Source organism: Sporosarcina sp. Y1011, assembly GCF_057669885.1.
Genome location: NZ_JBYHFP010000002.1, coordinates 298,787 through 321,745, shown reverse-complemented (window position 1 = coordinate 321,745; position 22,959 = coordinate 298,787). Strand labels below are relative to the sequence as shown.

Below are 22,959 nucleotides of genomic sequence, written 5' to 3'. Positions count from 1 at the left end.
TTCCGTTCAGAACATTAACGGGAAGGCAGCATTTCTATATTGACCATGAGTTATTCCTGAATTTCGGGGAAGGTCTGACTGTTTTCAAACCGGCACTTCCGCCCTCTTACGCCAGATAAGAAGAGTCAAATGGCTCTTCAAAGACCGACGGGTGAAAATTTGTACCGTTGAATTATGTAGGAAGAAGCTATATCCTGTATAGAAGGAACCATGAAAACTAATGAACGAAAAAAGGCAGCTTTGCGTTTCGTGGCATTCTCTCAAGTTGCGCTTGCAAGCCTGGTCCTTGTCAATTGACTTTACCTGTCTGCGGAAGTCTTCAATTCGACGGGTCAAGGGATTGTTGTAACGGATGCGTCGGGAACAATTCAATCAGTGAATCCTGCTTTTACAAAGCTAACAGGATATACCGAAGAAGAAGTAGTCGGAAGAAATCCGAATATGTACAGTTCAGGTAAGCACACGAAAGAATTCTACACATCGATGTGGGGTCAAATTGGCCAAGACGGTTTATGGCAAGGTGAAATATGGAATAAACGCAAAAATGGCGAGGAATACCTAGAACTCCTGTCCATTAGTGCAGTGAAAGACGGTTCAGGAGATATAACCCGTTACGTTGGAACATTCAGTGATATAACGCCGAGAGGTTAAGGGGGCATCCGGTCGTTGAGACCGGTAGCCCTCGCTTCAATTTGTAGGAGGAGTAGACATTGGAAAATCGCTATTCAAGACAAACGTTGTTTAAGCCAATTGGGAAAATTGGGCAGGACAAGTTAAGTTCTTCCCACGTCGTTATCATTGGGTGTGGAGCTTTAGGTTCAGCTATTTCAGAGACGCTTGTCCGAGGAGGCGTGCGAAAACTGACGATTGCAGATCGGGATTATGTAGAACCCTCAAACTTGCAAAGACAACAGCTATTTACTGAGCAAGATGCGCGGGATGGTGTACCGAAAGTGGTTGCTGCTGAAATTCGGTTAAAAATGATTCGAGAAGACATTGACATCGTAACTGTGCTTGATCATGTAGATGGACCTATTATGGAACAAATTATCACTGACGCTGACTTAATCATGGATGCGACGGATAACTTTGAAACACGTCTGCTAATAAATGATATCGCATGGAAAAATAATATTCCTTGGATTTACGGGGCTTGTGTTGGTAGTTCAGGTACGGTATTCCCATTCGTTCCCGGTCAATCCGCATGTTTCCGCTGCTTATTGCCAGTCTTGCCGTCAGTTAACGAAACCTGCGACACGTCGGGAATTATTGCACCTGCAGTGCAAATTACAGCTGCACATCAAAGTGCAGAGGCACTGAAATGGTTAACAGGGAATATAGATGCAATGCGCAAGAAACTATTCCATTTCGATGTGTGGAATAATACTCATGTAGAAGCAGGGATTTCCCGTATGCGAAACGAAGTATGTGAGACATGCGGAAATACGCCGACGTATCCAGCGCTACATCGTGCAGGAGGAACCGGATACGCGGTATTATGCGGTCGTGATACGGTCCAGATTATACCTGAAACAGGTCGTTCATTGACGTTAGTAGATGGAGAAATAGCTGCTAAACGTCTGGGGAAACCCTATAAAATGACCCCGTTTTTTGTGGAATTTAACGCAGAGGGCTATCGTTGTATATTGTTCAAGAATGGGCGGTTGTTAATTCACGGATTGAAGGACATGAAGATAGGTCGTAAATTGTATCATCAACTTTTCGGGTAAATAGGAGGAATGGGCTTGTCGCATTTAAGTGAAACTGAAAAAGAGAAAAAACTAGTTTTTTGTGTCTTAACGACGAGTGACACGCGTAATGTGTCGAATGATCGAAGTGGCTGGACAATTCGTCAAAAGCTTGAATCCGCAGGACATCATGTATTTGAATCATGGATTTGTCAAGACGATGCAATGGAAATTGAGTCTATTGTCGAAGAATGGTTGAGGAATCCAAACGTAAATGCCATTATTTCAACAGGCGGCACGGGCATTGGTTTCCGTGATGTCACAATCGAAACGGTATCTCCCTATTTTACGAAAAAAATAGATGGTTTCGGCGAGTTGTTCCGTTATTTGAGCTATACGGAGGATGTCGGATCGAAGGCGTTGTTAAGCAGGGCGGCAGCAGGTGTAGTGAAAGAAAAGGCGTTTTTCGCACTTCCCGGATCCGTGAAAGCAGTGGAACTTGCAATGGAAAAGCTAATTTTGCCTGAGATTCACCATATAGTGCATGAACTTACAAAACATTTAGAGGACTGAAAAATAAAAAGCTCACCTGAAGTGAGCCATAGTACTAACTACAATTGTCTTTCATAATCGCCATTTTTTCCGCCAGTTTTACGCAAAAGCATTGTCGGTCCGATGACCATTTCTTTGCCGGCCGCTTTGCACATGTCGTAAATGGTGAGTGCAGCAGCGGAGGCGGCAGTCAGTGCTTCCATTTCAACACCGGTTACGCCTTTTGTCTTTACTTCAGCTTCGATGAGGACTTCATAATGAGCGGCTACTTCATCGATGTTCCACTCAAACTGGATATTAACACCGGTCAAAGGGATTGGGTGACACATAGGAATGATGGAAGAAGTACTTTTCGCAGCCATGATTGCTGCGACTTGAGCGACAGCGAAAACATCGCCTTTTTTGTTTGTACCTTCAGAGATTTGGGAATGAATTATTTCATTAACAATGATGGATGATTTGGCGATAGCTGTCCTTGTGGTTTCTACTTTATCGGAAACATCAACCATCTTTGCACGGCCTTGTTCGTTGAAATGTGTGAGCTCTGACAATGGAGTCATTCCTTTCATGAGTACATAATAAAATTAGTATAGCAGAAGGGAAGGGAAATACATGGTGGAAATGAGAAAGCCGATTCAAGTATCGGAAGCTATCGCACTTATCATGGAGAACAAACACGTAACAAAAACAGAGATGATTCCGCTTGAACATACATATGGAAGAATACTAGCCGAACCGGTTATCGCAAAACACGATGTACCCTCATTCAATAGGTCACCGTATGATGGATTTGCAGTCCGTGCTGCGGATACGGCGGGTGCATCGGGAGAGAATCGCATCAAGTTCACAGTGATTGGTGAAATAGGCGCAGGGCATGTAGCAGATCGGGGAATCGGTCGCGGAGAAGCGTACAGAATCATGACAGGTGCTCCGATTCCGGATAACGCAGATGCTGTTATTATGTTGGAACAAACGATTGAAGGACAGGATAGTTTCACAATACGAAAACCATTCAGCCGAGACGAAAATGTTTCCTTTAAAGGCGAGGACTCCAAGAAAGGTGAGCGTCTTGTGGAAGCGGGAGCGTTCATCCACCCGGGTACGATAGCACTTCTGGCAACGTTCGGTTATGCAGAAGTCAAAGTCGCGAAACGTCCCAAAGTGGGCATACTGTCGACAGGCACGGAGCTGCTGGAAGTTTCCGATGAACTTGTACCGGGGAAAATTCGTAACTCGAACGGACCGATGATTGCAGCACAACTTACACGTATGGGAATTAGCTACAAATCATATGGCATGCAAGAAGATGATCTAGATGCGTGCACTGAAATCGTTGAAAAAGCGCTCATTGAAACTGATTTATTAATTACGACAGGTGGTGTTTCTGTTGGTGATTATGATTATTTACCCGCAATCTATGAACGATTGGGAGCTAGGGTTTTATTTAACAAAGTTGCGATGCGTCCGGGAAGTGTAACGACGGTCGCCGTTCTTGGTGAAAAGCTATTATTCGGTCTATCGGGAAATCCGTCCGCTTGTTTCACAGGATTTGAATTGTTCGCTAGACCCGCCATTCTAGGTATGCAAGGTGCCAAAATGCCTTATATGCCGCGCATGCAAGCGAAATTAGGTGAAGATTTCTCAAAGCCAAACCCTTTTACCCGCTTCATTCGTGCATTCTGGGAAATGACGACGGAAGGTTTAGTTGCAGTACCCGCAGGTTTTAATAAATCCAATGCGGTATCATCGATTGCCCGGGGGAATTGCTTAATCGTACTTTCGAGCGGGACGCGCGGTTACACAGTGGGAACTCAGGTTGATATTTTGTTGCTAGGTTCTGAACAAGGCGTTGGTGAGTGGGGATTATGAGGACACTCCAAGTTGTCGGTTATAAAAATAGCGGCAAAACGACACTTACATCGAGATGGATTTGTTTGTTGAAAAACAAAGGCTTTTCAGTAGCTGTATTAAAGCATCATGGCCACGGTGGACAGCCTGCCATGCCGAATCCATCGACAGATACGATGCAGTTTTTTGGGAGTGGAGCAGACGTTTCAGTTGTTGCAGGTGGAGGTGCGGTTCAGATACTATTAAATGAAGAGCCTGTATTTGCCGAACTTAAGATGCTGGCCGCAATCAACAAACCGGATATTTTACTCATCGAAGGGTATAAGAAAGAACAAGGAGAGAAAGTAGTTCTTCTTAGAGATGCTTTGGATTGGGCGTCGTTAAGCGAATTGGATGGTATTCAGCTAGTTATCGGGTGCCCGGAAATTACGGTTGGTTGTTCGCATATTGAATCCGCGCTGGATGTTGAACAGCTAGACTCGTGGCTGCTTGACTGGATTGAAAAGGAGGATGGCAATGAAACCGTTTGAAATTGTTGAAACGCCGATTGAACCGCAAAAATACTCCGATTACGTCCTCCATGCCGGTGCTGGTGCTGTCACTGTGTTCACAGGGCATGTGCGGGAATGGACGCACGGAGTCCGTACATTATATTTGTCATATGAGGCGTACGTTCCGATGGCGGAAAAAAAACTGGCGGAAATTGGGGCGGAAATGGAAGCGAAATGGCCCGGTGTGAAAGCGGCAATCGCCCATAGAGTCGGGGAGATGCATATTTCGGATATTGCTGTCGTCATTGCGGTGTCTTCACCGCATCGTAAAGCGGCCTATGAAGCGAATGAATATGCGATTGAACGCATCAAGGAAGTCGTACCCATCTGGAAAAAGGAAATATGGGAAGACGGCGAGGAATGGATTGGTGGTCAGAAGAAATATCCGGAAAAAGGGGATTGAGTAGATATGATAAAAGTGAGTTATTTTGCGAGGTTGCGTGAACTTACTGGCAAGCCAGAAGAAACAATCAATCGTGAATCAATGACTGTCCGCGAGCTGCTGGACTGGGCGGAAACGGCGTATCCAGGTTTTGGAAAAGACACCGTACATGTTGCAGTGAATGAGGAGTATGCCTTAAAAGAAGATGTTATCCAATCGGGCGATATATGTGCATTCATTCCACCGGTGAGCGGGGGGTGACGAAGACGGTTGGCATCATCCTTGCAGGTGGACAATCAAGGCGCTTCGGTTCTCCGAAAGCGTTCGCCAAACTGGGAGAGCAGTTTTTTTATGAAAGAGCAAAGGATGCTCTGGAGACAATCTGTGACGAGGTCATTGTCGTGACGCAACAGAATCTTTTAGAGCGTTTTCCAGCAGACGTTGAAGTTATTATCGATCAACCTGAGTATGCAGGACTCGGTCCGCTTGCAGGGATCCTGTCCGTGATGGAATCCGTGGAAGCGGACCGCTATGCGGTGTTGCCATGTGACATGCCGTGTGTAGACAGCCAGGTCATGTTAAAATTGATGGAACACCACGACAAAGGCGTTACTGCGGTTGTTTCGGGCGGACGGTATCATCCGCTCGTATCCATTTGGGATAAGCAATTAAAACGGGCAGTGAAGAAGTCTTTGGAAAACGGTCAACTGAATGTTATGAAGTTACTGACTCATAGCGATGTTATGTGGATAAATGGAAGTGTATTGACCGACGATGAAAAGCGAATGTTTACAAATGTGAATACACCGGAAGCCCTGGAAAGGGGATGAAGTTTTGGAAGCGATTCTAGATAAACTGGGACGACCGATTCGGGATCTTCGGATATCCGTGACTGATCGATGTAATTTCAGATGTGCCTACTGTATGCCGAAAGAAGTTTTTGGTGATGATTATGTGTTTCTTCCGAAAAACGAACTTCTTTCCTTTGAAGAAATTGAGCGACTCGCGAAATTGTTTGCTTCACTTGGCGTGAAAAAGCTTCGCTTAACAGGTGGCGAACCGCTTATGCGACGTGATCTGCCGAAATTGGTTGAAAAACTGATGAAAATCAAAGGGATTGAGGATATCGGATTAACGACCAACGGCGTGTTGCTCAAACAATACGCCCAGCCCCTTTATGAAGCAGGTCTTCGAAGGTTGAACATGAGCCTCGACGCACTTGACTCAGATGTTTTTGGGAAACTGAATGGTCGAGGGTTTAAACCGGAACTAATCCTTTCGAATATTGATTATGCGCAAAAGATTGGCTTTGAAATCAAAGTGAATATGGTTGTTCAAAAAGGCGTCAATGAAGGCGAAATCCTACCAATGGCCGCTTATTTTAAAGAGCGGGGTATTACGCTGCGATTCATCGAATTCATGGACGTCGGCAATGATAATGGATGGAGTTTCGAAAAGGTCGTCACGAAAAAAGAGATTTATGACATGATTTCTGCCGTCCACGATATTGAACCGGCGGAAGAGGATTATTATGGTGAAGTTGCGAAGAGGTATAGATACTTGGATAATGGGGCGCAAGTCGGTTTCATAACTTCTGTTTCGGAGTCGTTTTGTTCGACGTGCACACGTTCTAGGCTGTCATCGGACGGCAAATTGTATACGTGTTTGTTTGCGTCGGAGGGATTCGATGTCAGGGAATTGATCCGCAGTGGAATGACAGATGCAGAATTGCTCGATGCCATCACAAGAGTGTGGGAACGTCGCGGCGATCGTTATTCGGATGAACGCACTGAACAAACAGCGAAAAACCGGAAGAAAATCGGGATGAGTTATATAGGTGGGTGAGAAGGACAAAATGTGTCGGGCGTTGTTTAGTACGCTAGAAACGTTGCTTCCTCCATTAAAAATTAAAAGCGGATTACCTTATCTCCAAGGTAATCCGCTTTTGAAATGGACGTTCTTTAATTACCTTCAATTTCAACAACGACCGAGTGTCCTTTAAGTTTCTATAGCATTGATTGACAAGCCACAGCGCAGCTACGTATGCTACACTATTGTCAATTATGGGAATAGGGGGATCCGAATGAAACCAAGAATCTTTATTACAAGAAAGCTGGATGACCGAGTGATAGCACCGCTCCAGGAGAATTTTGATGTGAGAATGTGGGAATCGGAAAGTGAGAAGGTTCCGCGTGAAATATTATTGAAAGAAGTAGCGGAAGCCGTTGCACTTTGGAGTGTTACAGCGGATTCCATTAACCAGGAAGTATTTGCAGCGGCTCCGAACTTGAAAATTGTTTCAAATATGGCGGTCGGATACAACAATATTGATATTGAGGCAGCGAAAGAAAAAGGTATTATCGTAACGAATACGCCAGGAGTGTTAACGGAAACGACGGCGGATCTTACATTCGGACTCCTTCTTGCGACAGCGCGGCGTATGATGGAAGCGGAAAATGCTGTTCGTAAAGGCAATTGGACGTCTTGGTCTCCAATGGGCTATACAGGCATGGATGTCGGCGGAGCGACGCTTGGCATTATTGGCATGGGGCGGATTGGTGAAGCTGTTGCGCGACGGGCGAAGGGGTTCGATATGCGTGTTCTTTACAATAATCGCAACAGAAAACTTGAAGCGGAAGCGGAGCACGGTTTCGAATTCATGGAGCTGGATGAACTGTTGGCAGAAGCAGACTTCGTTGTCATCCTTACGCCTCTTACTCCTGAAACGGTGGGTCTAATCAATGCGAGAGAGCTAAAGCTTATGAAAAATACAGCAGTTCTCATAAATGTCTCACGAGGCGGAATTGTCGATGAGGTAGCTTTATACGATGCGCTGAAAGAGGGCACAATCTGGGCTGCAGGGCTCGACGTATTCAAAACAGAACCCGTTCCGCTCGATAATCCACTTCTGACACTTTCGAATGTCACAGTCCTTCCGCATATCGGCAGCGCCAGCATCAAGACTCGTCTTGCAATGATGAACCTGAACGCACAGGCGATTACTGCTGTACTTGAAGGGCGAGACCCGGAAAATCGAATTGTTTGATGAAGGATTCGGTTACAACTGTGTCGAATTAATTTAAAGTATATTTCAATCTAAGGAGGGAAAAAGCGATATGAAAGGTGCAGCTATACCTTATTTAACGTTCTATGGAGAAGGAAAAGAAGCGGCTGAATTATATATAAACGTACTGGGGCTTGAGCAAGTCAAAATACAGAAATTCTCAGACGCTAATTTCCCGCATCCACCAGAAGCGGCGGATTACCTCCTTCATTGCCATTTGAAACAAGGTGATTTTCAAATCATGCTTGCCGATTCTGCGGACAAGCCGGTTGAACGCAGCAAACAAGACGTTACACTGCTCATCGACTGTGTAAGCGAGGAAGAGGCGAATCGTATATACAACGGTCTTCGTGAAGAAGGAAAAGTGCTCATGGAACTGCAAGATATGTTCTGGGGCGCGAAGTACGGAAAAGTGAAGGATAAATTTGGTTTTACGTGGGATTTGAACTTTGAGAAAGACAGCTGACTTTTAAAGTAGTCAAACGGAAGGTATCTGAAATCAGCCCCTTCTGTTTTTTATTGTCAAAATGGAAGGAGTGGAATAGGATTTGGAGGACGAAAGTGGTTTGGAAGTGAAGGCCAGGGAGAAGTTAAGGAAAGAGGCTTTCGACTATATTGCTAGAGGCGCAGGGGAAGAAGCGACAATGAAGGCAAATAGAGAAGCCTTTAATAAGTGGCAAATCCGTCCCCGTGTGTTGCGAGATGTATCGGAACGCGATTTTTCAATTTCACTATTTGGGCAGAAGATGCAATCCCCTTTACTACTTGCGCCGATTGGTGTGCAGAAAATTGCCCACCCTGAAGGAGAACTTGCTTCAGCAAGGGCGGCAGCTGGCATGGGCATACCTTATATTGTGAGCAGTGCGTCTTCATATTCGATGGAAGAAATTGCGAAGGAAATGGGAGATGGACCACGCTGGTTTCAGCTCTATTGTTCACTTGAAGAAAGCGTGACGGAAAGTCTTGTCAAACGTGCAGAAGCATATGGTTACTCGGCAATTGTCATAACAGTGGACACCCCGATGCTTGGCCTCCGAGAGACAGATCATATAAATGCCTACTCCCCGCTCAGTGAAGGGAATGGAAGTGGAAATTACATAACGGACCCGGCGTTTTGCAAACTGCTGGACAAGTCCCCGGATGAAGATAGGGAAGCGGTATATGTAAAACAAATTGAAATTATCGACCGCCCGAGTTTGAATTGGGAAGACTTGCGGAAAATCCGGCGTTTTACTACGCTGCCTATTTTGCTGAAAGGTATTTTACATCCCGCGGATGCGCAGCTTGCAATGGATTATGGGGTTGACGGGATTATCGTATCCAATCATGGAGGTCGCCAGCTGGATCATTGCATCGCCTCATTGGACGCCCTCAAAGATATCAGTGACGTGGTAAAAGGGCGTATTCCTGTCTTGCTGGACAGCGGAATTCGGCGTGGGACGGACGTATTGAAAGCGTTGGCCCTTGGTGCGGACGCTGTTTTGCTTGGCCGACCGTATATTTATGGATTGGCAGATGACGGGGAAGTAGGGGTTGAGCGTGTAGTCGCCCAACTTCTACATGAACTTGATGTGTCGCTGGCACTCACAGGTGTGAAAACCATTCGTGAATTGGATAAGTCAATTCTAGTTAGAAGATGAAATGTAAAAAAACGGAAGGTCCTTGGTTGGGGACCTTCCGTTTTTGATTTATCGGCTTCTAGTTGAGTTCGTCACCCAACAAATCACTCTCACTAGTTTGCAAACAATTTAAAGACACCTAGCGCATCTAGGAAAACAATAATGATTGCGACAGGAGTAAGATATTTTAAAAGGTAGAACCAAATGTTGAAAAATATCTTCCCAACTTTCGAACCTTGCTTCATTTCGTCAAATAATTCCGTTTTAGAAATCTTTAATGGAATGAAGATAGAAATCAGTAATGCACCAAGGGGCATCAATACGTTGCTCGCTGTAAAGTCAACTAAGTCAAATACCGTTTTATCGAAAAATTTCACATCGCTCATTACTCCGTACGATAAAGAAGATGGAATACCAACGATGAAAATAGCCATCCCAATAATCCAAGTGAATTTCTTACGTTTTGAAGGATTGTTTTTTGTTAACGTCGCAACTATAATTTCTATCATTGAAAAAGCTGAAGTTAAAGCAGCGAATAGGAACAAAATCAAGAATGCAATGAAAAATAACATACCAAAGGGCATTTGATTGAACACTGCTGGTAAGACTGAAAAGATCAATGTCGGTCCAGCATCTGGTTGCATTCCGAATGAAAATACGCCCGGAAAAATAGCAAGGCCTGCTAACAGAACAACGGCGATATTCATTGAAATGATGGAAATCGCAGAGCTCGGCAGATTTTGTGTTTTAGGAAGGTAAGAAGCATATGTAACCATGACCGATACACCTAAAGAGAGCGTGAAGAAGGCTTGTCCCAAAGCGAATAAAATCGATTCTGAGGTCAGTTTTGAGAAATCAGGAACAAGAAGGAACCTAACACCTTCCATAGCACCGTCTAAGCTGAGAGATCGGATAACGATGATGACAAATAAAATAAGAAGTGTGGGCATCATGAATTTACTCGTCTTCTCAATACCTTTTTGAACACCTTTGGCTACGACAACAATTGTCAACACTATGAATATCAGTTGACCCGTCAATGTAGAGATAGGCTCCGAAATAATATCGTCGAACAATGGCCCAAATTGATCTGGCGAAAGTCCTGCAAGTTCACCGGTTAGCGCTTTAAATAAGTAGAGGATAATCCATCCACCAATAACGCTGTAAAATGACAAAACTAAAAAACAGGTAACAACACCTATGATTCCAGTTATATGCCAACCCGATTGGGGTGCAAACTTTTTATAGGTCGTAATGGCATCGCTTTGGCTTTTACGTCCGAGAATAAATTCCCCGACTAAAAGAGGGAAGCCTAATAATAGTATGAATAACAAAAAGACTAGGAGAAATGCACCGCCTCCGCCTGTTCCGGCTACGTAAGGGAATTTCCAAATGGCACCTAAGCCGATAGCGGAACCGGCAGCTGCTAATATAAATCCTATTTTTGATTTCCAATGTTCTTGTTGAGGCATATGGTCAATCCTTTCAATTCTTTACTTTATCACGAAGGTTTAACATTATCATGTTTCGATTAAAGTTGCAGAAAATTATTCATGAATAGCTTATAAAAGCTGCAATCACTACATTTTAAAAACCTCGCCCTTTCCGACCTTTTTGAAAACTACTTACCTTCATTATATCTGTCAGACGCTACAAATTCGACTAAACAGTTAGGTTGAAATAAATTCCATCTTTAATCATATCAGTCCGACAAACAGACATCTGTCTAATAAGATTAAAGAAAGAAATAGTCAGAATGCATCTACTAGGGGGAGAATTAAATGATCGGACGAAACGACCTATGTTCTTGTGGTAGCGGCAAGGAATAAAAGAAGTGTTGTGGATCGAAAGGGACAGATCTTGTTGATACGATTGTCAACGAAGAGCTTGACCGCGTGCTCGTCGGTTATTTTAATCAACACCCGAAAGATGCTGATCGCGTAGAAATGATGAAAATGATGCGAGAGTGGGCGAACCGCCTTTCCGGTGAACCAGGAAGCGAAGAAGAAGCAAGATATATATATGGCTGTTATTGAATGGCGTTAAGTAAACTTATTTGTGTGATTGATTACAAAAAAGGGTTGCCTCATCAGTCGGAAATAGACTTTTGAGACAACCCTTTTTCAATGTCGGCTTATTACTATGGAGACTAAATGACTAATTATTATTGGTTGAAAACTAACCTATTTTTTTCCGCCGAGCAAATCGAACAAGCCGCCGGTTATACTGCCTTCACCGACCGATTTTCCACCAGGTACTTGCGGTGCAGCTGCAAAAACACGACTTGCAAGTCTTGAGAATGGAAGCGATTGAATCCAAACCGTCCCCGGACCACGCAGAGTTGCAAAAAAGAGACCTTCGCCGCCGAAAAGCGCCGTTTTTACACCTTTCACCATTTCTATGTTATAGCCAACGTCATGTGTCATTGCCACAAGACATCCTGTGTCCACACGCAATACTTCACCTGGGGTAAGTCTTTTCTCGATAATCGTCCCTCCAGCATGAATGAATGTCATACCGTCTCCTTCAAGTTTTTGCATGATAAACCCTTCGCCGCCGAAGAAACCAGTACCAAGTTTACGCTGGAATTCAATGCCAACAGATACCCCTTTTGCAGCAGCAAGAAACGCATCTTTTTGACAGATGATTTTGCCGTTATGCTGACTTAGATCCATCGGAATGATTTTTCCGGGGTAGGGGGAGGCGAAGGAAACATGTTTCTTTCCTGAACCGTTATTCGTAAACGTCGTCATAAAAAGACTCTCGCCAGTCAACATCCGTTTTCCGGCACCCATCAGTTTCCCCATAATCCCTCCGCCTGAAGAACCCGAACCGTCACCGAAAATGGTCTCCATATCGATACCGTCTTCCATCATCATAAGAGCGCCAGCTTCTGCGACAACCGTTTCCTTGGGATCAAGCTCAACCTCTACAAATTGCATATCGTCGCCATGTATTTTGTAATCGATTTCGTGGTTGTTCATCGTTTCTAATTCCTCCCTCAAATGAAGTCCTTTTCTACTTAGCTATACGAGAGTAGCGAGGAAAAAGTTTCAAAAAGATAATGGGCCAGTATTCTAATTATCTAATCGTATCTGTATATTTCCAAACTCTGTGAGCGAGCTCTCGAGCTTCTGATTCATGGTCAGTCCCTGAATAAGCTTCTCGAAAAGAGTGAATAATAGATTCAAGGACGAATAAGCGGGGGTTTTCTGAACTTAGTTCATCAACTAGAAATTGAACATATTGTTTACCAGCAGGGCATGTATCGTCACCAGCAAGTAAATCCAAAAACCCTCTTAGTCGTTCAAGTAATTGCTGTTTATCTTCAATTGGACTAATTTCATCACTTCTCATTATTGAAAATATATCTTCCTCAAAAAATGTATCTTTTGTGCTGATTATAGCCGGAAACATTGAATCGGTTCTCCGCAATAAGTAATTTATTAGCTTTGTTGCATCAATTTCTTCCGTTGAAATAGTGGACCATGCGTTTGACATCAGGTGCATCATTCCAAACAGCATCACCGCAAAGTCGGTTGCGTAAGGAGTAGATTCCTTGCCATACACATCCACCAGACGTTTTTTTAACCAAGAAAGCTCGTCGAGGAGCATGTCCCTAAGGAATCTTTTTAATTCCTGATCACCTGAATGAAAAACTGCCTCAAAAATCGGCAACACGTTTTTTTCGCGATTGACATGCATACGTATTATAATCTGTTCAACCAATATGTTTTTATTTGACAGGTCCTGATCGATTAGCAATTCATGTCTTCTGACAGATGCTTCATCGCGCGCATTCTCAAGTATCGCCATAAGGCATTCGTTCTTGGAAGAAAAGTAATTGTAGAAAGTCCCTTTTGAAATGCCGGCTTCATCTAAAATATCTTGAACAGACGAAGTGGAAAATCCTTTATTTATAAAAATTCGCTGTGCTGTCAATAAAACCTGACGTTTACGCTTATTCATATAATCACCTATATTCTATAGTTGTTGGATCTAATGATTTTGGTCGATATATAGTGAGTTCTTCATTAAGGTGAGAGTGATTTTATACTACCAGTATATTTATATGATAACTCCAAAAGGTTATAACATCAATGAAATAAAGTTTTTTTCTATGAAAGCATTTTCGTTAGTTGCTCTTTTTGGACTATCAGTATAAAATGATGAGTATGCTATACTATGGGTGCAAATTAGATGATTTATATATTGGTAGGGGGAAGTAAAATAGATATTGAAAAAATGCACGAAAAACCGCCTTATGGCATGATAGCGATTTTGTTTGTTGGGACATTCGTAGCGTTTCTGAATAATACACTGTTAAATGTTGCGTTGCCGACTATAATGACAGAGTTTAGTGTTAGTCCATCTGAAGTACAATGGCTAACTACAGGTTATATGCTTGTGAACGGTGTCATGATTCCGGCTAGTGCTTACTTTGTCCAAAAATTTACGAATAGGAAATTATTTTTATCAGCAATGACTCTATTTACAATAGGTACATTGATAGCGGCTATTACGCCGACATTTGGTTTGTTGATAGTTGCCCGAATGATTCAGGCATCTGGATCGGCAATGATGGTGCCTTTACTGATGAATATTATGCTAACAGCATTCCCGGTTGAACGCCGTGGAGCTGCAATGGGTATGTTTGGGCTAGTCATGTTTACAGCGCCTGCAATCGGACCAACCTTATCGGGATGGGTTGTTGAACATTACTCATGGCGTACGCTTTTCGTAATCGTTTTGCCTTTTGCGATTGGTACGCTTGTTTATGCGATCTTCAAGTTACGTAACATTACTCCAAACCGCGACGTTAAGTTGGATGTATTCTCCCTAGTTTTGTCGAGTATCGGTTTTGGAGGCCTGCTTTATGGATTTAGTTCGGCAGGGGATAAAGGATGGTCATCACCAATTGTTTACGGAACGATTATAATTGGGGCATTGTCACTTATTGCATTCGTCGTACGTCAACTCCGTATGGATGAACCGATGCTAGACTTCAAGATATATAAGTATCCGATGTTTGCACTCTCTTCGGCTATTTCGATAGTCGTATCAGTGGCCATGTTTTCGGCAATGATTCTTACACCGCTTTACGTACAGAACGTCCGCGGTATCGGTCCTTTTGAAGCGGGCATACTGATGCTCCCAGGTGCAGTTCTAATGGGAATCATGTCCCCGATTACGGGTAGGTTATTTGATAAATACGGTGCGCGTGCTATGGCTATCATCGGCCTCACGATTACGATTGTTACGACATTCTTATTAAGTAAACTCGGTTTAGAGTCTGGTTATTATTACATTATGGTAGTCTATACGATTCGCATGCTAGGCATGTCTTTAGTGATGATGCCGGTCATGACGAACGGATTGAATCAGTTGCCGATGATTTCGAATCCGCACGGTACAGCTATGAATAATACGTTACAACAAGTTTCAGGTGCAATTGGTACGGCAATCCTTATGACCATCATGACGAAAAGGATGGAAAGTACGGGTGCAGATTTGGCTGCAGAAGCTGCGACTTCCGGAAATGCTCCGACAACTGCAGAAGGGCTTGCATTGTTGCAACAACAACTTGAATCGAAAGCAATGCTTAACGGGATCAATTACGCCTTCTTGGTGTCAACTGTCGTTGCTTTTGCTGCATTGCTTTTAACGTTCTTCATAAAAAGGGTTACACCGCCGAAGAACGATACGTCCTATAATGAAGCATTGAAAGACCAAAAATAAGCTGTAGATTAATATGTGCTCCGCATGGGTATTCCTATACCTAAGCGGAGTTTATGTGTTTCTGGTACAATTAAGAGATAAGCGGGATTTTCTTGAAAAGGATAGTAACCTAAAATGGCTACTGGGCTGGTTGATTGTGGTCCTATAGATTTAGAAAAAGGTGTGAGACGAATGATTGGAAGAAATGATCCGTGCCCATGTGGCAGCGGAAGAAAACATAAAAAGTGTTGTTCAGGGAAAAATGATGTCTCTCTAGAGGTGCTTATTGATGAGGAACTTGAGCGTATTGTCTTTGGCGCATATGAACAGGCAACAACTCCGGCAGATATGGCAGAGTTTGACAACCACAAAAGACTGTGGAATAGTAAGCTCGGTAAGCTGATGGCCAAGGATGACATTGATGAGACGGTTAGTGAATACTTCCTATTTATTGCACGTCGTGATCTCTGGAAGCGTCATCTCCTTAAAGTGATGAATAGTCCAGTGCGAGAGTCGGTTCGATCCGTTTTGGAATTATGGAAAGATCCTTTTGTCCTGTTTGGTAAAGTGAAAGAGGACCGGGAAGGGTATATTGTTGTCGAAGAAGTATTAGGTAACAGCACATTCAAACTGGAAAAGAATCAAGGCATGCAAGTTGAGGACCGTTCATTCATTTTTGGCGTCGTGTTGCCTGACAATCGCGATCCGAAAAATGATATTTATGTGATCTCATCTTTAATGTTCATTAAGGATCTGAATGGTTCAATTGAAAAACAGCTAGTTGAACTCGCGGAGTCTAGCGGATTTGAAAAGAGTCTTGAGTTCTATAAAGAGCATATGACGGATATCTATGAAATTCTATTGGCTAGAGATTCCCGATCGATTAACGAACTGATAGAACATGACTTTACTCCAGTTCAGCAAGAGGTCATTGAGATTCTGGATACTGTACTTGAACAGAGAAATAGTTCTCAAGATGCACGTGACCTATTGAAGAATATTGCAGTTACATACTTCTTGAAGGAAAAGCCTAATTTCAGAAAAGCAGGAGTAATCGCTGCTGCAGTATACTTCGTTACAGTCGATTTAGGAATAATGGATGAGGTAGCTTTGACGAATGCAGAAATAGCTAAGCTGTTTGGTGTGTCGACTAGTTCTATGACTAAACATGCAGATAACATTCGTGAATTTGTTCTTGATATGTACGAGAAAAGCCAGGAGAAGGCTGTGGAATAATTTATTCTTAGCATGAAAAGCATTTAAGATGAATAGGATAGAAGTGGATTAACCCTGGACGGGAAAACATGTCCGGGGTTTTAATTTTCGTGAAAATAAAAGGGATATGATGGTAAACGTCGAATTATATATAATGAAAGCGGTTTCATTAACTGCGTGTAAAGGAAAGGGGAATGTTGCAATGCAACTGAACAATTACATCGGGGGTTCTTGGCAGGAAGCTGGAGAGGCGGCTTATACCGCAGTCAAAAATCCGGCAAATGGTACAGAACTGGCGCAAGTAAGATTATCGACTAAGGAAGATGTGAGTCTTGCGGTAAAATCGGCGAAAGAGGCTCAAAAAAAATGGGCACTCGTTCCCGCACCTAAACGTGCAGACTTTTTATATGAAATTGGACGAATTATGAAAGAGAAGAAAGAGCATTTGTCACAAGTGTTGACGAAAGAAATGGGGAAAGTAATCGAAGAGGCACGCGGAGAAGTTCAAGAGGGCATTGACATGGCGTTTTACATGGCAGGTGAAGGTCGCCGCATGTTTGGAGAAACGGTGCCTTCTGAGCTTCAGGATAAGTTCGCGATGAGTGTCCGTGCACCAATTGGAGTTGTTGGACTTATTACACCTTGGAACTTCCCTGTTGCAATTGCGACATGGAAATCGTTCCCCGCAATTGTTGCGGGGAATACATTTGTTTGGAAGCCAGCTACGGAAACACCGATGATGGCTTACGAAATGGCACTTATTTTTGAAGAAGCAGGACTTCCTGCAGGCGTTGCAAATATTGTTTTTGGATCAGGTTCAGAAGTTGGAACAGCGATGATTGAACATCCCGATGTCCGTGTAATTTCATTCACTGGTTCAACGGAAACAGGTCGTCATGTTGCAGAATTGGGCGGACGTCATCTGAAAAAAGTATCCCTTGAAATGGGCGGGAAAAATGCAGTCATTGTAATGGATGATGCTGATATTGATCTTGCGGTTGAGGGGATTCTATGGAGTGCTTTCGGTACGGCAGGCCAGCGTTGTACAGCATGCAGCCGCGTCATCGTGCATAAAGATGTGAAGAAGGAACTCGAGCAGAAATTGGTGGAAGTGATGAAGGTGTTAACCATTGGCGATGGATTGGATGAATCTGTGAAAATTGGACCGGTCATCAATGCAAAAGCACTTGATAAGATTCATGGTTACGTAAGTATTGGCCAGGAGGAAGGCGCGAAACTTCTTACCGGCGGAAATATATTGACTGAAGGAGCACTTGCAGAAGGTCATTATTACGAGCCGACGCTATTTACAGACGTGAAGTGGGATAGCCGAATTGCACAAGAAGAGATTTTTGGTCCGGTTGTGTCACTGATTGAAGTTTCAAGTCTCGATGAAGCAATCGAAGTTAACAATAGCGTAAAGTTTGGTCTTTCTAGTTCGATTTTCTCGCGTGATGTCAATAAAGTATTCCGTGCACAGCGTGATTTGGACACGGGAATCGTCTATGTGAACGCTGGGACATCGGGCGCTGAAATCCATCTGCCGTTCGGTGGGACAAAAGGGACGGGTAACGGTCACCGCGATTCCGGTGTTGCGGCACTGGATGTCTTTACGGAATGGAAAAGTATTTATATAGATTTCAGCGGGAAATTACAGCGCGCACAAATTGACACGGAATAATTCTTAGTGTAAGGGGATGGTGAAATGAAGGTTGTTATACTCGGTGCAGGTTTAATGGGGAAAGAAGCAGCACGCGATCTCGTAAAAAGTGACGACGTCGAAAGAGTATATTTAGCTGACTTGAACGTTAGACAGGCAGAGGATTTTGCGGAAGAATTGATGTCCGACAAGCTTGATATCCTATTACTTGATGCAAAAAACGATGAGCAATTAAGTGATGTGATGGCCCTAGGAGGTGTCGTCATCAACGCGCTTTTCTATACGTTCAATGAGAAGGTGGCGCGCATTGCTGTCGACATCGGCGTCCATTCCATCGATCTTGGCGGGCACATCGGAGGCGCAACAGATGCAGTGCTCGACCTCGCTGATAAGGCGGTTGCAAAGGGTGTGACGATCATTCCGGATTTAGGGGTAGCACCTGGAATGATTAATATTCTTACCGGCTACGGGGCAAGTAAACTGAATAAAGTCAATTCCATCAAATTATATGTCGGAGGAATTCCAGTAAAACCGGAACCGCCGCTTAATTATAATGTCGTGTTTTCATTGGAAGGCGTGTTTGATCACTATACGGATCCTTCCCATGTTATTCGGAATGGCCAACTGTTGGAAGTCCCATCATTATCCGAAATCGAAACCATCATTTTTGATAAATACGGCGAACTCGAAGCATTCCATACGTCAGGTGGTACGTCGACATTGACGGAGTCGTTCCCGAACGTCGATACGCTAGAATACAAGACAATCCGCTACAAAGGGCATGCTGAGAAGGTCCAGCTGCTTGTCGACCTAGGATTACTATCTAGGGACAATGAAGTAACTGTAGGTGGCAATAAAGTAAAGGTACGAGACGTTATGCGAGAGCATTTGTCACCGCGGCTTCTCCTGGGTAAGAAATCCGATGCAGTGTTGCTGCGTGTTATCGTCAGTGGTGAAAAAAGCGGCATGCCGGTGACCTACGAATACGATCTTATAACTGAAAAAGATATGGCAGTCAACGAGACTGCAATGGCACGGGCGACGGCGAATACGGTTTCCATCGTTGCGCAAATGATAGGAAATGGCACGATTACTAAACGAGGTGTCCATCCTCCAGAAAACATCATACCTGGTGAATTATATATTAAAGAGATGAAAAAGCGCGGAGTCGTTATTGAAGAAAGTGTCGAGTCAAACGAAGCGCACATCTAATCAAAAACTGCGTGATTTGGAAAGGGGATGGGGAAGTGGACTTCGGATTTACGGATGAACAGAAAATGCTGAGAAAAACTGCACGCCAATTCGTGGATGCAGAGATTATGCCGTATATCCAAAATTGGGATGCGGATGGCGGATTCGACCCGGCAATTTGGAAGAAGCTAGCAGATCTTGGTTTCATGGGGGTTTGTATTCCTGAACAATATGGCGGCAGTGGGATGGATTACAATTCACTTGCTATTTTGTGTGAAGAATTGGAGCGAGGCGATACGGCTTTTCGTACCGCGGTATCAGTCCATATCGGTCTAAACTCAATGAGTCTTATGCAATGGGGAAATGAAGAGCAAAAGCAGAAGTATCTTGTACCTCAAGCAAAGGGTGAGAAAATCGGTGCATTCGGATTAACGGAGCCTGGTGCAGGGTCTGACGTCGCGGCAATGGCGACAACTGCCGTTCGTGACGGGGACGATTATGTATTGAATGGTCAAAAAACGTGGATTTCCCTTTGTGATGTGGCGGATCATTTCCTCGTTTTCGCCTACACGGATAAAACGAAAAAGCACCATGGCATCAGCGCGTTCATCGTCGAACGAACAACGCCGGGTTTTTCATCGAAAGCCATCAAAGGGAAGTACGGTATTCGTGCAGGTAATACGGGCGAATTGTTTTTTGAGGATATGCGTATCCCGGCAGCAAACTTGTTAGGGGGAGAAGGTGACGGATTCAAGATTGCCATGGCTTCCCTTGATAATGGGCGCTTCACAGTCGCCGCGGGAGCAGTCGGTTTAATCATGGGCTGTCTCGAGGAAAGCGTGAAGTATTGCCATGCCAGGGAGACATTTGGTAAGGAAATCGGCAGACACCAGCTCGTCCAACAAATGATCGCCAATATGGAAGCGGGCTATCAGATGAGCCGTCTTCTCGTCTACCGGGCCGGAGAAATGAAAAACAAAGGCTTACGCAATACACGCGAGACGTCGCTAGCGAAATGGCAGTCATGCGATTTTGCCAATAAAGCGGCGGACGACGCAGTACAAATCCACGGCGCTTATGGCTATTCGGATGACTATCCAGTCGCTAGGTTCCTGCGCAACTCAAAAGCGCCGGTTATCTACGAAGGGACACGTGAAATTCATACAATTATGCAGGCGGAATATGTACTTGGATACAGGGAAGACAAGAAATTGAGCAAAATGCTACCGGAATGGCCGTTTGAGTGAATAGGGAAACCCTGATGTGCTACATGCATCAGGGTTTTTTCGTGGTGAAATCTTTAGTCTGTCTACCTTTTAATGAAAGGCTAAGAAAGATAAGGTGTTATCATTTTTTCTAGCATTATTTACAATAGTGCCAAAGTTTATGATAAACTAACTCTTGAAATAACTAACTTAAAAATAAGGAGAAATGCCATATGAGAGTCGAGTCTTCATTTAAAGTAGAGCCTGCTTTAAAAATGTCTATTTTTTCGCCGGCAATTTTCGGTGATTTAAGAGCGGCCGCTAATGCAAAAAAAGCTACAGGTACTGAAGTTTTTGATTTGAGCCTGGGTAGCCCCGATCTCCCGCCTGATGAAAAGGTCAGAAAAGTCTTATCGGAACAAAGTGCGTTAGCAAGTACATATGGTTACACTTTAGGCGGTACAAAACGCTTTAACGAGGCGGTCGCTAACTATTACCAACGACGTTCAGGTGTTGCGTTAAACCCTGAAACAGAAATCATCCAAACGATGGGATCCCAAGAAGGACTTGTCCATCTGCCTTTTGCTTTCTGTAATGAAGGAGATTTTGTGCTGACAACGAATCCGGCTTATGTAGCATATGAAGCGGGCATTAAGCTTGCGGGTGCAGTTCCATATGAGATGCCATTGTTAGCGGAAAATGGATTTTTGCCTGACTTGGACGTAATTCCCGAAGAAGTTGCACAAAATGCTAAATTGCTCATTTTGAATTTACCGGGAAATCCTGTTCCAGCGATGCCGAGTCTGGAATATTTTGAGAAAGTAGTAGCTTTCGCAAAGAAATATAATGTCATCGTGCTTCATGACGCTGCCTATTCCGAATACTATTTCTCAGGTGATTCCCCAGTCAGCTTCTTATCGACACCGGGTGCGATGGAGGTTGGAATGGAAATTAACTCATTATCCAAGAGTTTCAGCCTGGCGGGTGCAAGAATAGCCTATATTGCCGGCAACGCAGAGATGGTGGGTATTATGAAACAGCTTAAATCGAATCTGGATTACGGTACGTTCGGTCCGATTCAGGAAGCTGCAATCGTTGCTCTCGATAATGCCGAAGAAATTACGGATCGTTTGCGGGAAGAGTTTTCAGCGCGTCATAAGGTGTTAATGAAAGGTATGGAGGAAATTGGATGGTCAGCCACTCCATCAAGCGGCGGCATGTTCGTCTGGGCAAAGTATCCGTATGACATGGATGACAAGGCCTTTGTTTTTCATGTGATTGAACAATGTGGCGTCGTCATGGTTCCTGGTAGTATCTTTGGCACAGAAGGCGCCGGTTTCGTCCGGTTGGCGCTTGTTCAGAAGGTGGATGTGATAGAGAAAGCGATTGATCGGTTACGGAATTTAAGTATGTAAGTGGAAGAAGGTTAGCAAAGGGCGGAGGTAACCGTCCTTGCTAACCTTTTTATGTGAAATGAATTAGAAATCCTGCTAATACCGCTTCGGCGCTTTGTGGATGCCTCTGAAGCCGCTGAAAAAGTCCAATTTCCTACAATCCCGTTGATTTCCGTTCCGAGCGGACGCTTTCCGCGGGCACGGCTTCAGCCTCCTCGTCACTGCGTTCCTGCGGGGTCTTCAGCTCGCGCTGTTCCCGCTGGAGTCGCCGCTCTTCACTACAATCAACTAGTTTCTACTATAAAAAATAACTTTTTCAGTGCCCTCGATGCCTCTCGCGATAAGCCAGAAAGAAGGACGCTTTCGGTCTTATCGCTTCGGCTACCACGAAGTCGCGCCTACGCTAGATGGTCTCTATGTAGAAAGCGCATTTCATTATCGGGGATGAGGCCTGCAGCCTGTAGTGTGTCTTTCTTCAATAAAATTAGTATCAAATAATAATCACATTATAATCTCAGTCTATACATCTTAAAATTACTTTCAATAATGTGCATACCAGCGTAGGTGCGGCAAAGGGGTAGCCGAAGCCATGAGACTGGATGCGAAGCGTTAATCCGGGCTCATGGCCAGAGGCATCCCCAAAGCGTCAAGCGATCTATATTCTACACTCCGAATTACAAATCTCCCGATAATGTGCACTCTAGCGCAGGCGTGACAAGGAGTAGCCGAAGCCATGAGACTGGATGCGAAGCGCTAATCCAGGCTCATGGCGAGAGGCATCCCCAAAGCGCTAAGCGGTCTAGACTCCACACTCAGAAACTCCTTCAATAATGAATACCTGGAAAACCTTGTAGAAAAAGCTTAAACTAATA

The 22,959-nt window shown here is 44.0% G+C and carries 24 protein-coding genes; 20 read left to right on the top strand and 4 right to left on the bottom strand.

All coding sequences use genetic code 11. The features are described from left to right. Window positions 1-303 precede the first annotated feature (303 nt). From AC25Y5_RS03765 to AC25Y5_RS03755, 3 genes are read left to right on the top strand one after another with little or no spacing between them, the layout of a single operon-like run. Window positions 304-651 (top strand): PAS domain-containing protein, encoded by a 348-nt coding sequence (locus AC25Y5_RS03765; protein ID WP_488139262.1) that lies wholly within the window; start codon window positions 304-306, stop codon window positions 649-651. A gap of 59 nt (window positions 652-710) precedes the next feature. Then, the gene (locus tag AC25Y5_RS03760; RefSeq protein WP_488139160.1) at window positions 711-1,730 is read left to right on the top strand and encodes a ThiF family adenylyltransferase; all 1,020 of its coding nucleotides are present in this window, start codon (window positions 711-713) and stop codon (window positions 1,728-1,730) included. Window positions 1,731-1,739: 9 nt separating this feature from the next. After that, complete coding sequence (locus AC25Y5_RS03755; protein WP_488139159.1) at window positions 1,740-2,261, top strand: MogA/MoaB family molybdenum cofactor biosynthesis protein; 522 nt, start codon at window positions 1,740-1,742, stop codon at window positions 2,259-2,261. A gap of 38 nt (window positions 2,262-2,299) precedes the next feature. Here the strand turns inward: AC25Y5_RS03755 and moaC are convergent, their stop codons facing one another. Continuing rightward, window positions 2,300-2,791 (bottom strand): cyclic pyranopterin monophosphate synthase MoaC, encoded by a 492-nt coding sequence (gene moaC / locus AC25Y5_RS03750; RefSeq protein WP_488139158.1) that lies wholly within the window; start codon window positions 2,789-2,791, stop codon window positions 2,300-2,302. A gap of 61 nt (window positions 2,792-2,852) precedes the next feature. Between moaC and AC25Y5_RS03745 the strand changes: the two genes are divergently transcribed. The 9 genes from AC25Y5_RS03745 (at window position 2,853) to AC25Y5_RS03705 (ending at window position 9,725) form a co-directional block, all read left to right on the top strand. Continuing rightward, on the top strand, window positions 2,853-4,109 hold the full coding sequence (locus AC25Y5_RS03745; RefSeq protein ID WP_488139157.1) for a molybdopterin molybdotransferase MoeA: 1,257 nt from the start codon (window positions 2,853-2,855) through the stop codon (window positions 4,107-4,109). Further along, window positions 4,106-4,618: a molybdopterin-guanine dinucleotide biosynthesis protein B gene (gene mobB, locus AC25Y5_RS03740; RefSeq protein WP_488139156.1), complete on the top strand. Its 513-nt coding sequence runs from the start codon at window positions 4,106-4,108 to the stop codon at window positions 4,616-4,618. The genes AC25Y5_RS03745 and mobB overlap by 4 nt, the downstream gene beginning before the upstream one ends. Then, a complete protein-coding gene (locus AC25Y5_RS03735; protein ID WP_488139155.1) occupies window positions 4,605-5,042 on the top strand; it encodes a molybdenum cofactor biosynthesis protein MoaE in 438 nt (145 codons plus the stop codon). Before mobB ends, AC25Y5_RS03735 begins: the two co-directional genes overlap by 14 nt. Window positions 5,043-5,048: 6 nt before the next feature. After that, window positions 5,049-5,282 (top strand): molybdopterin converting factor subunit 1, encoded by a 234-nt coding sequence (moaD, locus tag AC25Y5_RS03730; protein ID WP_482105647.1) that lies wholly within the window; start codon window positions 5,049-5,051, stop codon window positions 5,280-5,282. Next, complete coding sequence (gene mobA, locus AC25Y5_RS03725; RefSeq protein WP_488139154.1) at window positions 5,279-5,851, top strand: molybdenum cofactor guanylyltransferase; 573 nt, start codon at window positions 5,279-5,281, stop codon at window positions 5,849-5,851. The genes moaD and mobA overlap by 4 nt, the downstream gene beginning before the upstream one ends. Window positions 5,852-5,855: 4 nt before the next feature. Beyond that, a complete protein-coding gene (gene moaA / locus AC25Y5_RS03720) occupies window positions 5,856-6,866 on the top strand; it encodes a GTP 3',8-cyclase MoaA (protein WP_488139153.1) in 1,011 nt (336 codons plus the stop codon). 238 nt (window positions 6,867-7,104) lie between these two features. After that, entirely contained in the window at window positions 7,105-8,067 is a 963-nt protein-coding gene (locus tag AC25Y5_RS03715; protein WP_488139152.1) for a 2-hydroxyacid dehydrogenase, read from the top strand. A gap of 70 nt (window positions 8,068-8,137) precedes the next feature. Beyond that, window positions 8,138-8,551, top strand: coding sequence for a VOC family protein (locus AC25Y5_RS03710; RefSeq protein WP_488139151.1), 414 nt, complete (start codon window positions 8,138-8,140; stop codon window positions 8,549-8,551). 82 nt (window positions 8,552-8,633) lie between these two features. Then, entirely contained in the window at window positions 8,634-9,725 is a 1,092-nt protein-coding gene (locus tag AC25Y5_RS03705; protein ID WP_488139150.1) for an alpha-hydroxy-acid oxidizing protein, read from the top strand. 92 nt (window positions 9,726-9,817) lie between these two features. Here the strand turns inward: AC25Y5_RS03705 and AC25Y5_RS03700 are convergent, their stop codons facing one another. Continuing rightward, entirely contained in the window at window positions 9,818-11,176 is a 1,359-nt protein-coding gene (locus AC25Y5_RS03700) for a sodium-dependent transporter (protein ID WP_488139149.1), read from the bottom strand. Window positions 11,177-11,485: 309 nt separating this feature from the next. Between AC25Y5_RS03700 and AC25Y5_RS03695 the strand changes: the two genes are divergently transcribed. Both AC25Y5_RS03695 and AC25Y5_RS03690 read left to right on the top strand, forming a co-directional pair. Continuing rightward, a complete protein-coding gene (locus tag AC25Y5_RS03695; RefSeq protein WP_482101409.1) occupies window positions 11,486-11,533 on the top strand; it encodes an SEC-C metal-binding domain-containing protein in 48 nt (15 codons plus the stop codon). 66 nt (window positions 11,534-11,599) lie between these two features. Then, entirely contained in the window at window positions 11,600-11,740 is a 141-nt protein-coding gene (locus AC25Y5_RS03690; protein ID WP_488139148.1) for a hypothetical protein, read from the top strand. Window positions 11,741-11,887: 147 nt separating this feature from the next. Here the strand turns inward: AC25Y5_RS03690 and AC25Y5_RS03685 are convergent, their stop codons facing one another. Both AC25Y5_RS03685 and AC25Y5_RS03680 read right to left on the bottom strand, forming a co-directional pair. Further along, entirely contained in the window at window positions 11,888-12,688 is an 801-nt protein-coding gene (locus AC25Y5_RS03685; RefSeq protein WP_488139147.1) for a TIGR00266 family protein, read from the bottom strand. A 97-nt stretch (window positions 12,689-12,785) separates the two neighbouring features. Then, window positions 12,786-13,673, bottom strand: coding sequence for a TetR/AcrR family transcriptional regulator (locus AC25Y5_RS03680; RefSeq protein WP_482101222.1), 888 nt, complete (start codon window positions 13,671-13,673; stop codon window positions 12,786-12,788). Window positions 13,674-13,904: 231 nt separating this feature from the next. Between AC25Y5_RS03680 and AC25Y5_RS03675 the strand changes: the two genes are divergently transcribed. From AC25Y5_RS03675 to AC25Y5_RS03650, 6 genes are all read left to right on the top strand, one after another. Further along, on the top strand, window positions 13,905-15,443 hold the full coding sequence (locus tag AC25Y5_RS03675) for a DHA2 family efflux MFS transporter permease subunit (RefSeq protein WP_488139146.1): 1,539 nt from the start codon (window positions 13,905-13,907) through the stop codon (window positions 15,441-15,443). A gap of 171 nt (window positions 15,444-15,614) precedes the next feature. Next, the gene (locus AC25Y5_RS03670) at window positions 15,615-16,658 is read left to right on the top strand and encodes a YecA family protein (RefSeq protein WP_488139145.1); all 1,044 of its coding nucleotides are present in this window, start codon (window positions 15,615-15,617) and stop codon (window positions 16,656-16,658) included. A gap of 181 nt (window positions 16,659-16,839) precedes the next feature. Next, on the top strand, window positions 16,840-18,318 hold the full coding sequence (locus tag AC25Y5_RS03665) for an aldehyde dehydrogenase family protein (protein ID WP_488139144.1): 1,479 nt from the start codon (window positions 16,840-16,842) through the stop codon (window positions 18,316-18,318). Window positions 18,319-18,342: 24 nt separating this feature from the next. Then, window positions 18,343-19,509, top strand: coding sequence for a saccharopine dehydrogenase family protein (locus AC25Y5_RS03660; protein WP_488139143.1), 1,167 nt, complete (start codon window positions 18,343-18,345; stop codon window positions 19,507-19,509). A 35-nt stretch (window positions 19,510-19,544) separates the two neighbouring features. Then, entirely contained in the window at window positions 19,545-20,735 is a 1,191-nt protein-coding gene (locus tag AC25Y5_RS03655; RefSeq protein WP_488139142.1) for an acyl-CoA dehydrogenase family protein, read from the top strand. 191 nt (window positions 20,736-20,926) lie between these two features. Continuing rightward, entirely contained in the window at window positions 20,927-22,108 is a 1,182-nt protein-coding gene (locus AC25Y5_RS03650; RefSeq protein WP_488139141.1) for an aminotransferase class I/II-fold pyridoxal phosphate-dependent enzyme, read from the top strand. The last annotated feature ends 851 nt before the right edge of the window (window positions 22,109-22,959 follow it).

Coding starts and splice junctions, on each gene's coding strand:
- AC25Y5_RS03745 (WP_488139157.1), top strand. CDS start 2,853: ATGGTGGAAATGAGAAAGCCGATTCAAGTATCGGAAGCTATCGCACTT.
- mobB (WP_488139156.1), top strand. CDS start 4,106: ATGAGGACACTCCAAGTTGTCGGTTATAAAAATAGCGGCAAAACGACA.
- AC25Y5_RS03755 (WP_488139159.1), top strand. CDS start 1,740: ATGGGCTTGTCGCATTTAAGTGAAACTGAAAAAGAGAAAAAACTAGTT.
- AC25Y5_RS03660 (WP_488139143.1), top strand. CDS start 18,343: ATGAAGGTTGTTATACTCGGTGCAGGTTTAATGGGGAAAGAAGCAGCA.
- AC25Y5_RS03700 (WP_488139149.1), bottom strand. CDS start 11,176: ATGCCTCAACAAGAACATTGGAAATCAAAAATAGGATTTATATTAGCA.
- AC25Y5_RS03685 (WP_488139147.1), bottom strand. CDS start 12,688: ATGAACAACCACGAAATCGATTACAAAATACATGGCGACGATATGCAA.
- AC25Y5_RS03680 (WP_482101222.1), bottom strand. CDS start 13,673: ATGAATAAGCGTAAACGTCAGGTTTTATTGACAGCACAGCGAATTTTT.
- AC25Y5_RS03710 (WP_488139151.1), top strand. CDS start 8,138: ATGAAAGGTGCAGCTATACCTTATTTAACGTTCTATGGAGAAGGAAAA.
- moaD (WP_482105647.1), top strand. CDS start 5,049: ATGATAAAAGTGAGTTATTTTGCGAGGTTGCGTGAACTTACTGGCAAG.
- AC25Y5_RS03675 (WP_488139146.1), top strand. CDS start 13,905: ATGATTTATATATTGGTAGGGGGAAGTAAAATAGATATTGAAAAAATG.
- AC25Y5_RS03715 (WP_488139152.1), top strand. CDS start 7,105: ATGAAACCAAGAATCTTTATTACAAGAAAGCTGGATGACCGAGTGATA.
- AC25Y5_RS03650 (WP_488139141.1), top strand. CDS start 20,927: ATGAGAGTCGAGTCTTCATTTAAAGTAGAGCCTGCTTTAAAAATGTCT.
- AC25Y5_RS03670 (WP_488139145.1), top strand. CDS start 15,615: ATGATTGGAAGAAATGATCCGTGCCCATGTGGCAGCGGAAGAAAACAT.
- AC25Y5_RS03735 (WP_488139155.1), top strand. CDS start 4,605: ATGAAACCGTTTGAAATTGTTGAAACGCCGATTGAACCGCAAAAATAC.
- AC25Y5_RS03665 (WP_488139144.1), top strand. CDS start 16,840: ATGCAACTGAACAATTACATCGGGGGTTCTTGGCAGGAAGCTGGAGAG.